We start from the raw sequence: 13,697 nt of genomic DNA on the forward strand, positions 1-13,697 counted from the left end.
CCGGCATGGCGATCCCCGACCTCGGCCGGTCCACCCGGCCGGCCTCGTCCGGCGTCGAGCTGCGGGCCGAACCCGGCTCCTTCCGCGACCCGGCCAACCGGGTCTTCCACGCCGGTGACGACGTGCTGCGGGCGCTGGACGAGACCGCGGCCCAGCACTGGCGGGCGCTCGCGGGCAGCACCTTCTTCCCGCCCCTGCTCGCCGCCGGCAAGGTCTGCGGCACCGAGGAGCTTCCGGCGGGCGCGCAGGTGCCGCCCTCCGCCGCGCCGGTCGGCACGGCGGACCCGACCGGCACGGAACACCCGGCGTGGGCGGCGGTGCTGCGGCACGAGCGCATCCCGTTCGTCTCCCACCCGTACGAGTGGTCCTTCGCCATGCTGCGCGACGCGGCCCTGCTGCACCTGGAGATCCTCCGGGCGGCCCTGCCAGCGGGCTTCACCACCAAGGACGGCTCGGCGTACAACCTCCAGTGGCGCGGCGTGGAGCCGGTCTTCATCGACGTCGGGTCCTTCGCCCCGCTGCGCGACGGCGAACCGTGGGCCGGCTACCGGCAGTTCTGCCAGACGTTGCTCTATCCGCTGATGCTCGGGGCCCACCTGGGGATGGACTTCCGGCCCTGGCTGCGGGCCCGGATCGACGGCATCGAACCGGAACAGATGGTCCCGCTGTTCCGGGGCGTACGGCGGCTGCTGCCGGGCGTACCGACCCATGTGCACCTGCACGGCAGCGTGCAGCGGCGCAGCGCCGACACCAGCACCGCCGACGTCCGCGCCCAGTTGCGCGCCGCCGGCTACACCCGGGAACTGGCCCTGGCCACCGTGCGGGGCATCGAGAAGCTGGTCCGCCGCCTCGACCACCGGCCCACCGCCACCCACTGGGTGGACTACCAGCGCACCTGCGGCTACTCCGGCGACGACCGAGCCGGCAAGGAACGGTTCGTCGCCGCCGCGCTGACCTGCGCCGCCCGGCCGCGCCTGGTGCTCGACCTGGGCGCCAACGACGGCCGGTACGCCCGCCTCGCCGCCCGGCACGCCGACTACGTCGTCGCCGTCGAGCAGGACCCGGCGGTGCTCGACCGGCTCTACCGGACGCTGCGCGACGAGGGGGAGCGGCGCGTCCTGCCGCTGGTGATGGACCTCGCCGACCCGTCGCCCGGCGGCGGGTGGCGCGGCGTGGAGCGCGCCTCGTTCGCCGCCCGCGCCGAGGCGGACACCGTGCTCGCCCTGGCCCTGGTGCACCACCTGGCCATCGGACGCAACGTGCCGCTGCCCGAGGTGGTCGCCTGCCTGGCCGGGTACGCCGCCCGGGGCGGCCGGCTGGTGGTGGAGTTCGTCCACCCCGACGACCCGATGGCCGCCCGGCTACTGGCGAACAAGCCCGACGGTCTCTTCCCCGACTACCGGCGGGACGCCTTCGAGGCGCTGCTCGCCGCGCACGGCACCGTCGAGGACCGGCTGGAGCTGCCCTCGGGCACCCGCACCCTCTACCGGGTGGCCCTGGGTGGCTGACCGACCCACCGACGCGACCGACCCCACGGACGCCGGCCCCACCGACCCCGACGCGACCGGTACGGGCGACGACGCCGACATGACCGGCCCGGGCGCCGACGCGACCGGTGCCGACTCGACCCGCGCCGACTCGACCCGCGCCGACTCGACCCGCGCCGACTCGACCCGCGCCGACTCGACCCGCGCCGACTCGACCCGCGCCGACTCGACCCGCGCCGACTCGACCCGCGCGGACGGGGCGGACGTCGACGGGGGCGGGGCCGCGCAGGCGGAGCGCCGGTGGGGACGGGGCACGTGGTCGTGGGGCTGGGGCGGCTGGCGGACCGAGGGCGGCCGGGTGCTGGAGGTGACCGCGCTGGTCGGGCTGGCGATCACCCAGCCGCTGCTGGACGTCCTCGGCCGTAGTCCGGACTTCTTCCTGTTCCACCGCGCCGACCGGGGCGAGATCCTGCTGCTGGTCGCCCTCGTCGCGGTGGTGCCCACCGTCGCGCTCGGGTTGCTCGGTCTGCTGTCCGGGCTGGCCGGCCGGCTCACCCGGGCCGCGACGCACATGCTGCTGCTCGGCCTGCTGGTCGGCGCGCTGGCGGTGCAGGTGGGTCGGCACGTGACGCCGCTGCGGGGCGTACCGCTGCTGCTGGTGGCGGCGGTGGCCGGGGTTGGTGCGGCGCTCGTCCACCGGCGGTGGCGGGCACCGGGGCGGGTGCTGCGGGCGGCCGCCGTGGGGCCGCTGATCTTCGTCGCGCTGTTCGTGTTCGCCTCGCCGACCGGGCCGGTGGTGCTGCCCCGGGGCGACGGCGGCGCGGCCGGCACGGCCGTCGGCGACCTGCATCCGCCGGTGGTCATGCTGGTGCTGGACGAACTGCCCCTGGTCTCGCTGCTCGACGCGGACGGCGGCATCGACGCGGCCCGCTTCCCGCACTTCGCCGAGCTGGCCGCCGGCTCCACCTGGTATCGCAACTCGACCGGGGTCAGCGGCTGGACGCCGTACGCGCTGCCGGCCATGCTGACCGGCCGCTACCCGGCCCAGCCGTACGCCCCGCACTACTCGCACTACCCGGACAACCTCTTCACCGCCTTCGGCGGGTTGTACGACATCCGGGCCGAGGAGAGCATCACCCGGCTCTGCCCGCCCAGCCGCTGCGAGCAGCCGGTCACCCCGGAACAGGGGATCGGGGTACTGGTCCGGGAGACCGGCACGCTGGCCCGGCAGATCACCGCCCCACACGACAGCCGGATCGACCCGGAGGACTCGTACCGGGAGCGCACCGCCGAGGAGGCGGGCATCGACGCCGCCGAGCCGGTGCCGAGTGACCCGAAGTTCCGCTGGGACAGCCTCAACGTCAACCAGCCGGCCCGGTTCACCGGCTTCCTCAACGGCCTCACCCCGTCGACCCGGCCCACGCTGCACTTCCTGCACCTGCTGATGCCGCACAGCCCGTGGGCGTACCTGCCGTCCGGCGCCCGCTACGAGGCGCCCGAGGACTTCCCGAACGAGGGGCGGGGGTGGGTGGACCTGGCCCGGCAGCGGCACCTGGCGCAGCTCGGCTACACCGACCGGCTGATCGGCGAGACGATCCGTACGCTGCGCGCCAATGGGCTGTGGGACCGGGCGCTGGTGGTGGTCACCGCCGACCACGGCGTCAGCTTCACCGAGGGGGCGCAGGGCCGGGGCGAGGGCGCCATTCGTGCCGCGCCCGATCAGGTGGCCTGGGTGCCGACGTTCGTCCGGACGCCGGGGCAGCGCGCCGGGCGGGTGGACGACCGCAACTGGGAACACGTCGACCTGCTGCCGACCATCGCCGACGAGGCGGCCATCCGGCTGCCGTGGCGGGTCGACGGCCGCTCGGCCCGGCAGACGCCGCGTACCGATCCGGGCAAGGTCTTCTACGACCGGCCGTCACAGCCCATGCCGATCAGCGGCGGCGTGCCCGCCGCGCTGCCGTCGCCGGCACCGCACCCGCTGGTCGGCACCACCGTGGGTGACGCGCCGCCCGGCGGCACCGCGGTCGTCGGCGGGCAGGACGCCTTCCAGGCCGTCGACCCGGACGACGGCCGGCTGCCGGCGATGGTCTGGGGAACGGTGCCCGACCAGGTCGCCGACGGCACCTCGCTGGCGGTGGCGGTGAACGGCGTGGTCGCGGCCGTGGTGCCGGTGGTGGCCCCGGACCCGGGCGGTCGCCGCTTCGCCGCGCTGCTCGCCGACGACAAGCTGTTCCGTCCCGGCGCCAACCGGCTCGACCTGTACCTGGTCGACGCCGCGGGTGACCTGCGTCGGCTGACCGTCACCTGACGTCGCGAGGGCGGTCCGGTCGGCCGTCAGCCGACGCTGCCGACGCGCCCGCACACGACCTGGCCGTCGCCCCGCGCCGGGTGCGTGACTGAGCGCTCGGACAGTTCCGTACCCGTCGCGTACCGACACTCTTCGTGCTTTCTTCGTGCCTGTACGTCCTCGTCGTCGGGGTTTCCCAGCGCTGTGGTCGGGAATCGGGTGACGCATACCTCACCGCCGAACCACGGCAGGCGGTGTCGCCGCAACCGCAATTACGGTAGAAGCGAAGGCAATTCAACGTAGATCTGCCGGCGAAGCGAGGAACCACATGACGGAAGTCAAGCTCGATCACCCCGGCGGGCAGCTGTCGATGCCGGTACATTCCGCGGTCGAGGGCCCCGGCGGGGTCGGCGTGGGCAAGCTGCTGAAGGAAACCGGGATGACGACCTACGATCCCGGTTTCGTCAATACCGCCGCCTGTTCGTCCGCGATCACCTATATCGACGGCGATGCGGGCATCCTGCGCTACCGTGGCTACCCCATCGAGCAGTTGGCCGAGAAGAGCTCCTTCCTGGAGGTCTCGTACCTCCTGATCTACGGTGAGCTGCCTTCCACCGAGCAGCTCACCGAGTTCACCGAACGCATCCGGCGGCACTCGCTGCTGCACGAGGAGATGCGTCGGTTCTTCGACGGGTTCCCCCGGGACGCGCACCCGATGGCCGTGCTCTCCTCGGCCGTCAGCGCCATCTCCACCTTCTACCAGGACAGTCTGGACCCGTTCGACGCCGAGCACGTGGAGATGTCCACGGTCCGGCTGATGGCGAAGGTGCCCACCATCGCCTCGTACGCCTACAAGAAGTCGATCGGGCAGCCGCTGCTGTACCCGGACAACTCGCTGGGCTACGTGGAGAACTTCCTGCGGATGACGTTCGGCGTGCCGGCCGAGCCGTACGAGGTCGACCCGGTGATGGCCCGCGTGCTGGACATGCTGTTCATCCTGCACGCCGACCACGAGCAGAACTGCTCCACGTCGACCGTGCGGCTGGTCGGCTCCAGCAACGCCAACCTCTTCGCCTCGGTCTCGGCCGGCGTGAACGCGCTGTTCGGCCCGCTGCACGGCGGTGCCAACCAGGCGGTGCTGGAGATGCTGGAGCGGATCCAGGCCGAGGGCGGTGACGTGCAGTCCTTCGTCCGCAAGGTCAAGGACAAGCAGGACGGCGTCAAGCTGATGGGCTTCGGCCACCGGGTCTACAAGAACTACGACCCGCGTGCCGCGATCGTCAAGAACGCGGCGCAGGACGTGCTCGGCCGGATGGCCAAGCCGGACCCGCTGCTGGACATCGCCATGCAGTTGGAGGAAATCGCGCTCGCCGACGACTTCTTCGTCGACCGCCGGCTCTACCCGAACGTGGACTTCTACACCGGGCTCATCTACAAGGCGATGGGCTTCCCGACCAAGATGTTCACGGTGCTGTTCGCGCTGGGCCGGCTGCCGGGCTGGATCGCGCAGTGGCGCGAGATGATCAACGACCCGGAGACCAAGATCGGCCGTCCGCGGCAGGTCTACACCGGTGCCGTCGAGCGGGACTACCTCCCCTTCGAGAAGCGCTGAGGTTAGCAGGGGTCCCTTCCTATGCCGTAGGCGTTAGGAAGGGACCCCTGCTTACATCCAAGACGCGCGCGAACGGTCAGTGCGCCGGGTGGCCGTCGTCGTCCTCGCCCGCCGTGGTGGGCAGCGAGCCGAGGACCCGGTTGATGACATGGATCCGGGTGCCGGCGGCCTGGTAGTCCGCACAGACGGTCTGCGCCTCGTCGCCGAACCGGGCGGCCTCGCCCTGTCCGGTGACGGTGAGTTCGGTGTCGGCGAGGGTGCGTACGGTGCCGGCGGCGACCAGTTCGGAGGCCGACATCGGCCCGGTCACCACGTGCTCGCGCAGCAGGTCCCGCAGGTCGTCGACGTCGTGCAGCAGCAGCTCGTCGAGGTTGGTCCGGGAGAACTTCGCCGAGAAGGCGTCGTCGGTGGGGGCCAGCACGGTCACGCCGGCCAGTTCGCCGCCCAGCCCGGTGGCCCGGACCGCCGCCTCGAAGGTGGTCAGCACGGGAATCCACTGGAGGGCCTGGTCGGCGGGCTGGCCGACCAGCGAGCCCGGGTTGCCGGGTTCGCTGCCCGCCGGCAGTTGTTCGCAGAGCGGGCCGGTCACGGCGACGGCGACGGGAGTCCCGGCGTCCGCCGCGTCGGCGTCGCGATCCGCGCCGCCGGTGCAGCCGGCGACCGCGAGCAGCGTGGCCAGGGCCGCACCGGCGACCGGGACCGCGCGCCGTCGGGCCCGTCGCAGGTCCGTCGTCGAGGGTCTGAGGGTGTCGGTCACGGTTGCCTCCACGTGCGTAGGTGAGAGGGGGGTACCGGCAGGCCGGGCGCGGATCCGGCCTGCCGGTACGTCGGTCGGTCGAGGTTCAGCAGGTCACAGGCGCGCGCACTGGCCGGACTTCGGACCGCTCACCGAGTTGACGACCTCCAGGCTGACCGGCGCGGCGGTGTTGCCGGAGCAGGACAGCGGGCCGTTCACGGTGTTGCCGGCGACCAGCGGAGCGTCACCGGTGTTGTTGACCACGTTGACCGGGCCGTTGGTGCGGTTGCCGACCAGGACCACCGGGCCACGGACGCCGGTCGCGTTGACCGGTCCGTGCACCGTGCTGGCGGTCAGGACGAACCCGGCCGCACCGCTGGCGTCCACCGGCCCGTTGATCGAGCTGCCGTTGACGATCAGCGCGGCACCCGGCTGGACCTTGATCGGACCACGGAGGGTGGCGTCGGCCACGCAGGTCACCCCGGAGACCGTCAGCGGACCGTTACGGGTACCGGTCACGGTGGCGGCGATCCGCTCGCCGACGACCAGACCCTCCACGGCCTGCTCGTCGAGGAGCAGCGGCACCAGACCCCGCTCGGGCTGGGACAGCGGCACGACGTACCCGTCGGCGACCTTGATCACCTTCCAGCCGTGCGCGGCGAGCCGCTGGGCCACGGTGGTCTGCCGGCCGGCGGGACCGTCGGTGCGGGCACCGTTGTACTGCGCCTCCGTGAGCTTGTACGCGCACGGCGCCTGCTCCAGGATCCGAGCCGGCGTGGGGGCGTCGACCGGCGGCGGGGTGTCACCCGGGTGCGGGGCGGGGTGCGCCTCGATCGGGCGGGAGCCGCGGAAGACGATCCGGCCGGTGTTGGCCGACTGGAACTTGATCGCCTCGGCCCGGGCACTGGTGAGGTTGGTGGCGCTCGCCTGGTGGTAGGCCAGGAACTGGTTGAACGTCCACAGCGCCGAGTAGGTCTTGCGGCGACGGTTGTTGGCCGTGTTGGTCTCGTCCGGCCGGGTCGGGCCGCCCGAGCTGCGCAGCTCCAGCAGGGAGTTGACCACGTTCTTCAGACCCAGCGTGTTCCGGAGGATGGTCTCCTCACCCAGGCCGACGTTGGCCCCGGTGCACCCGTACGGGCAGGCCCACCAGCCGTCCTTGGCGCCCTGGGTGTACATGTGACCCTCGATCATGTTCTGCGACTCGTCGAAGATCCCCTGCGCCACGTTGGCGTGCCGCGGCGGCAGCATCGGCAGGTCACCGGTGTTGGCGTTGCCGTACTCGTGACCGTCGTAGCTGGCGATCGGGCGGTAGTCGCGGATCATCTCCACGAAGGTCTGCGTCTCCGGCTGGCGGATCAGCGAGTAGTCCCGGTTCAGGTCCTGGCCGGTGGAGTTGCCCCGGCTGTTGGCGGCCCGACCGTCGCCGTTGATCGTCGGCAGGATCAGCATGGTGGTCTTCGACAGCCGGTCGAGGGTGGCCGGGTCGTCGGTGAAGGCCAGCTGGCGGGCCATGATGAAGCAGGCCTCGCGGTCACCCGGCTCGTTGCCGTGCACGTTGCAGTTGAGCAGCAGCGGGTTCGTCGCGGCCACGGCCTCCGGGGTCGCCGGCGGGGTGGGGTAGCCGATGACGAACATGTTGATCGGCCGGTTGTTGATGGTGCGGCCGAGCTCCACGACGCGGACCCGCTCGCTCAGCTCGTCGATGGCCGCCGTGTAGGCGTACTCGTTGACGTCGCTGGTGTACTGCGCGCCGAGGGTGTTCTCCCACTGCGTACGCAGGTTCTGGCCGGCAACGTTCGGGTCGCCCCAGTGCGCCTTGGTGGCGCCGCTGACGGCCGCCGAGTACGGCTGCGCCTCGGTGCCGAAGCGGGCGCGTACCCGCCACTGGAACCGGTTGCCCGGCACGAAGCCGGCGTCGGCGAAGGTGGGCTCGGAGTTGTTGATCTGACGATTCGGCCGCCAGACACCGACGATCACACCGTTAGCGGAGGGGGTCCCGTCCTCCGCGAGAGCGGTGCGCTCGATCTGGTAGTCGGTGGCGCCGTCGACGTGGGTCCAGGCCAGCGTGGCGTACCCGTCGCTCTGGACGACCGTCAGGCCCTGGACCTGGTTCGGTTCCGCCTGCGTCAGGGCCGTGGCGGGCAGTTGCCCGTACGCCGGGACGGGCTGGGCGGTCGCCGCGAGTACCGCGACGAGGAGTGTGGAGAAGACACCGGCCGTTGTCCGTCTGTATCTCAAGGGGGGTTCTCCAAACAGGAGGGAGGGCTTGGATACCGACAGCACACCTGCAGACGGCCGACTACGGGGCTGCGAGCAGGGATTCTTGAGGATGCCTTGAGGTTCGCGCACCCCGGGCCTGAGTCGACGCTCAGCCGGCCCGAAGGCGATAACCGACACCGCGTACGGTTTCGACCAGTCCGGTGTCGTCGAGCTTGGCGCGCAGCGCGGCCACGTGGACGTCGAGGTTGTGCCGGGTCGCCCAGGTGGTCTGCCAGACCTCCAACTGCAGCCGGTCCCGGGGCACCACGGTGCCCGCCTGCCGGGCCAGCGCCAGCAGCAGGTCGAACTCCTTGCGGGACAGCCCGACCTCCCGGTCGGCCACCCAGACCCGCCGGGCGTCCACGTCGATGCGCAGCGTGCCCACCTGCACCAACGTCGCCGGCTGGGCGGTCCGCGTGGTCCGCCGCATCACCGCCTCGATCCGGGCCTGCAACTCGACCATCGAGAAGGGCTTCACCACGTAGTCGTCCGCCCCGGCCCGTAACCCGGCCACCCGATCGTGCTCCTCGGCGCGCGCCGTCACGGCGATGATGGCGACCCCCTCATTGTGCTGGCGGATCCGCCGGCACACCTCCAGGCCGTCGCGGTCCGGCAGGTTCATGTCGAGCAGGATGAGGTCCACCGGCTCCGCCTCGACCGCCTCGGCGGCCGTCAACGCCTGCACGACCTCGTGCCCCCGCCGCCGCAGCGCGGCGGAGAGACCCGCCGACACGCGTAGGTCGTCTTCCACCAGGAGCACCCGCACGCACACCCTCCTCGACCTCGCGTAGGCGGGGGCCTTCCCCGAATCCTTGCGAGTCTGTCGGATGTTAAGGAGCGGTGACCAGTGCGGATACAAGATCGTAACGACAAAAACCTCTGGCCGAACGGGTCTGGCCGCCACCCGGAGCAGGCCGACAGCCACCCGTTTGGTTCGGATTGGACGGATCTGTCATCCGCGCGTCGCCGTCAGGTCGGTGCGCTGGGGGCTGCTCGCCGTCGCGGTGGTCGACCACCCTCGACGCCTGTCGAGCTGACCCGTCCGTGCGTTCGCGGCCAGGGCCGAGCATCTGGGCGGCCTCCGTTCGCGGCCAGGTCGAGCATCTGGGCGGCCTCCGTTCGCGGCCAGGGTCGAGCATCCGTCGGCCCTCGTCCACCAGCCGGTCGAGCGGACCTGGACGGCGTCGGCGATCCGTTCTCGCCGTCAGCTCGACAGGCGCGGCGAAGGAGTACCTCTTCCGCCGCCACCGACCGCCAGGCTGGCCACGTCCCGGTCGGTGGCGACATCTGCGGCGGTCGCATCACCCGGGCAGCGCCCACGCGGCACTCCCGCCACGCGGCACTCCCGCCACGCGGCCCGAACGGCGGCGGCCGGAGACGGTGACGGCCGGAGACGGTGACGGCCCTGGCGCCCGCGTGCGGCGGGAGCCAGGGCCGTGTCGTGCGACGGCGCGGGGTGTCGGTCAGCGTAGGCCGGCGGCGGCCAGCAGGTTGCCCTCCGGGACCACCGGGCGCGACCGACCGTGCGCCATGAGCTGCGCGGCGCGTTCGGCGGCGACGTTCGGGGCCTGGGCGATGGCCGCCGCGTACGCCGAGCCGGTGCGGCTGGCGATGGCCGCCCAGCCGTACTGCTCGTGCACCATGGCACGGGCGCGACGGGCCAGCGCCCGGGCACGCTCCCGGTCGGAGAGCACCGCGTGCACCGCGTCGGTCAGCGCGTCCGGGTCGTGCGGCCGGAACGTCATGCCGGTGACGCCCGGCTCGACGATCTCGGCGAGCCCGCCGGTCTCGGCGACCGCGAGTGGGGCACCGGCGGCGGCACCCTCCAGCGCCACCATGCCGAACGGCTCGTAGATGCTGGGCACCGCGAAGCAGTCCGAGGCGGCCATCACGGCCGGCAGGTCGGTGCCGCCGAGGAAGCCGGGCAGGCTGACCATGCCGCCCAGGCCGAGCCGGTGCACGTCGGCCTCCAACTCGCCACGGTACGGCCCGTCGCCGACGATCACCGCGCGCAGCCCGGGGTGCCGTTCGCGCAGCTTGGGCAGGCCGGCGAGCAGGTGCTGCACGCCCTTCTCGTAGACCAGCCGCCCGGCGAAGGTGACCAGCGGGCCGTCCCCGGCGAACCGGGCCCGGGCCTGCGCCACCGCGCTCGCCGACACCCGCCAGCGGTGCGGCTCCACCCCGTTGGGCACCACGTCGACGCGGTCGGTCGGCACCCCGAACAGGGCGCTGACCTCCTCGCGCATGTATCCGGAGCAGACCACCACCCGGGTCGACTCGGTGCTGAGCCAGTGCTCGACGCCGTGGATGGTGCGGTTCATCTCCTCGGGCAGCCAGCCCTGGTGCCGGCCCGCCTCGGTGGCGTGGATGGTGCTGACCAGCGGCAGGTCCAGGTGGTCGCGCAGGGTCATCGCGGCGTGCGCGACCAGCCAGTCGTGCGCGTGGATGACGTCGTAGCCACCGGAGGAGGCGGCGCGCAGCGCGGCCCGGGTCAGCGTGTGGTTGAACGCCATCGTCCAGGCGAGCAGACTCTCGGTGGCCAGCGGGAAGGCCACCGGGTCCTCGGCGGCGCGGACGACGCGGACGCCGTCGACGTACTCCTCCAGCGGAGCGCCCTCGCAGTGACGTGTGACGACGGTGACCTCGTGGCCGGCGGCGGCCAGGGCCACCGAGAGCGCGTGCACGTGCCGGCCCAGGCCGCCCACGAGCACCGGCGGGAACTCCCACGACAGCATCAGGATGCGGTGGGTGCGCGGCGGGGTGGCCGGACCGGGCTGGGCCGGGATCTGGGGTCGCGAGGTGAGGGTGGGCCGGTGGATTCGGTCCGTGGCGGTGGCGGTACGCCCGCCGATCCGCAGGGTCGTCACAAGAGTCTCCGTCCGTGCAGCAGAGAGTGCGCCGGCATCGGTGGCGGCGGGGGAACAGCGTCGGATTTCGGGCACGCGAGAACTTGCCCGGTAACAAGGAAACGGCATGATGGCCGATAACGCACCTTGAGAACGGTCACAGTGACGGACGGCACCGCAAGGGTTCATCTCGCATCAGTCGGCCGGATACCGGGCATTCACCCGATCGGATGGATTGGTGGCGGACCGTGCGGGGCATTACCGCCGCGCGCCTCGGCCGGGCTCCCCCGGACGGGTGCGCTCACGGGCGCGGGCGCGCGCTCGTGACAGGTGGCCGAAGGAGCGACATGCAGGTCTGGCCGGGCGAGCGGTACCCCCTCGGGGCCACGTACGACGGGATGGGCACCAACTTCGCGATCTTCTCCGAGGTGGCGGACAAGATCGAGCTGTGCCTCTTCGACGAGTGGGACGTCGGACACGAACGTCGGGTGGAACTGCGCGAGGTGGACGCGTACGTCTGGCACGCGTACATCCCGGGGATCGGGCCCGGCCAGCGGTACGGCTACCGCGTGCACGGCCCGTACGAGCCGGGGAACGGGCTGCGCTGCAACCCGCACAAGCTGCTCATCGACCCGTACGCCAAGGCGATCGACGGGGACGTGCAGTGGGACCCGGCGGTCTACGACTACGAGCACGGCGACCCGGACCGGATGAACGTCACCGACTCGGCGCCGTTCATGCCCAAGTCCGTGGTGGTGAACCCGTACTTCGACTGGGGCAACGACGCCCCGCCGCGCATCCCGTACCACCGCTCGGTGATCTACGAGGCGCACGTGCGCGGGCTGACCATGCGGTTGCCCGGCATCCCCGAGGAGCTGCGCGGCACGTACGCGGGCATCGCCTCGCCGCCGATGATCGAGCACCTGACCCGGCTCGGCATCACCGCCATCGAGCTGATGCCGGTGCACCAGTTCGTCAACGACCACCGCTTGGCCGACATGGGGCTGCGCAACTACTGGGGTTACAACACCATCGGCTTCTTCGCACCGCACCACGCCTACTCCGCCCTGGGCCACCTGGGCCAGCAGGTGCAGGAGTTCCGGGGCATGGTCAAGGCGCTGCACGCGGCCGGCATCGAGGTCATCCTCGACGTGGTCTACAACCACACCGCCGAGGGCAACCACCTCGGCCCGGCGCTCAGCTTCAAGGGTGTCGACAACCCCAGCTACTACCGCCTGTCGGAGGAGAACCGGCAGTACTACGTCGACTACACCGGGACCGGCAACAGCCTCAACGTCCGCAGTCCGCACTCGCTGCAACTGATCATGGATTCGCTGCGGTACTGGGTCACCGAGATGCACGTCGACGGCTTCCGGTTCGACCTGGCGGCCACCCTGGCCCGCGAGTTCTACGAGGTCGACCGGCTCTCCACCTTCTTCGAGGTGGTGCAGCAGGACCCGGTGGTGAGCCGGGTCAAGCTGATCGCCGAGCCGTGGGACGTCGGCCCCGGCGGCTACCAGGTCGGCAACTTCCCGCCGCAGTGGACCGAGTGGAACGGCAAGTACCGCGACACGGTCCGCGACTTCTGGCGCGGCGAGCCGGCCACCCTCGCCGAGTTCGCCTCCCGGATCTCCGGCTCCGCCGACCTCTATCAGGACGACGGGCGTCGCCCCTTCCACAGCATCAACTTCGTCACCTGCCACGACGGCTTCACCCTGGCCGACCTGGTCTCCTACAACGACAAGCACAACGAGGCCAACGGCGAGGACAACCGCGACGGCGAGAGCCACAACCGCTCCTGGAACTGCGGCGTCGAGGGCGACACCGACGACCCGGGCGTACGCGCGCTGCGCGCCAAGCAGCAACGCAACTTCATCGCCACCCTGCTGCTGTCCCAGGGCGTACCGATGATCGGCCACGGCGACGAACTGGGTCGCACCCAACGGGGCAACAACAACGCGTACTGCCAGGACAGCGAGATCGCCTGGGTCGACTGGGACGCAATCGACAGCGACCTGCTCGACTTCACCCGCCGGCTGGTCCAGTTCCGGCGCCAGCACCAGGTGTTCCAGCGCCGCCGCTTCTTCACCGGCCTGCCGGTGCACGGTCGCGGGGTGGACGAGCCTCTGCCCGACCTGGCCTGGTACACCCCGGACGGGCGGGAGATGACCGGCGAGGACTGGGGCAACGACTTCGGCCGCTCGGTGGCGCTGTTCGTCAACGGCGAGGGCATCCGGGAACGCGGTCAGTACGGCCAGCGCCACCACGACGCCTCGTTCTGGCTCTGCTTCAACGCCCACGACGCGCCACTGGACTTCACCCCGCCGCCGGCCGAGTTCGGCCAGCGCTGGAAGCTCGTGATCAGCACCGCCGAACCCGACCAGGACAAGGGCACCACCGTGGAGACCGGCGATTCGGTCTGCGTACCGGACCGCTCGCTGGTGGTGCTGGAGAGGGTGGACTGACC

The 13,697-nt window shown here is 71.8% G+C and carries 8 protein-coding genes; 4 read left to right on the forward strand and 4 right to left on the reverse strand.

All coding sequences use genetic code 11. From position 1 onward, the window contains the following. Positions 1 to 5 precede the first annotated feature (5 nt). The 3 genes from ACWDVW_RS21140 (at position 6) to ACWDVW_RS21150 (ending at position 5,389) form a co-directional block, all read left to right on the forward strand. Positions 6 to 1,508: a methyltransferase gene (locus ACWDVW_RS21140; protein ID WP_449951466.1), complete on the forward strand. Its 1,503-nt coding sequence runs from the start codon at positions 6 to 8 to the stop codon at positions 1,506 to 1,508. Then, positions 1,501 to 3,798, forward strand: a complete 2,298-nt coding sequence (locus ACWDVW_RS21145) for a sulfatase-like hydrolase/transferase (RefSeq protein ID WP_449951469.1) — start codon at positions 1,501 to 1,503, stop codon at positions 3,796 to 3,798. The genes ACWDVW_RS21140 and ACWDVW_RS21145 overlap by 8 nt, the downstream gene beginning before the upstream one ends. Positions 3,799 to 4,105: 307 nt before the next feature. Continuing rightward, a complete protein-coding gene (locus ACWDVW_RS21150) occupies positions 4,106 to 5,389 on the forward strand; it encodes a citrate synthase (protein ID WP_449951471.1) in 1,284 nt (427 codons plus the stop codon). A gap of 76 nt (positions 5,390 to 5,465) precedes the next feature. Here ACWDVW_RS21150 and ACWDVW_RS21155 read toward each other — a convergent pair whose 3' ends face one another. From ACWDVW_RS21155 to ACWDVW_RS21170, 4 genes are all read right to left on the reverse strand, one after another. Continuing rightward, positions 5,466 to 6,146, reverse strand: coding sequence for a fasciclin domain-containing protein (locus ACWDVW_RS21155; protein ID WP_449951474.1), 681 nt, complete (start codon positions 6,144 to 6,146; stop codon positions 5,466 to 5,468). Between the two features lie 93 nt (positions 6,147 to 6,239). Further along, the gene (locus ACWDVW_RS21160; RefSeq protein WP_449951477.1) at positions 6,240 to 8,363 is read right to left on the reverse strand and encodes a M14 family zinc carboxypeptidase; all 2,124 of its coding nucleotides are present in this window, start codon (positions 8,361 to 8,363) and stop codon (positions 6,240 to 6,242) included. A gap of 130 nt (positions 8,364 to 8,493) precedes the next feature. Next, a complete protein-coding gene (locus ACWDVW_RS21165; protein WP_449951479.1) occupies positions 8,494 to 9,150 on the reverse strand; it encodes a response regulator transcription factor in 657 nt (218 codons plus the stop codon). Positions 9,151 to 9,847: 697 nt separating this feature from the next. Next, positions 9,848 to 11,251 (reverse strand): glycosyltransferase family 4 protein, encoded by a 1,404-nt coding sequence (locus ACWDVW_RS21170; protein ID WP_449951482.1) that lies wholly within the window; start codon positions 11,249 to 11,251, stop codon positions 9,848 to 9,850. A 326-nt stretch (positions 11,252 to 11,577) separates the two neighbouring features. Here ACWDVW_RS21170 and glgX point away from each other — a divergent pair, with 326 nt between their 5' ends. Beyond that, positions 11,578 to 13,695 carry a glycogen debranching protein GlgX gene (gene glgX / locus ACWDVW_RS21175; RefSeq protein WP_449951484.1) on the forward strand — a complete coding sequence of 706 codons (2,118 nt, stop codon included), beginning with the start codon at positions 11,578 to 11,580 and terminating at the stop codon, positions 13,693 to 13,695. Positions 13,696 to 13,697 lie beyond the last annotated feature (2 nt).

It is taken from the genome of Micromonospora sp. NPDC003241 (assembly GCF_053589795.1).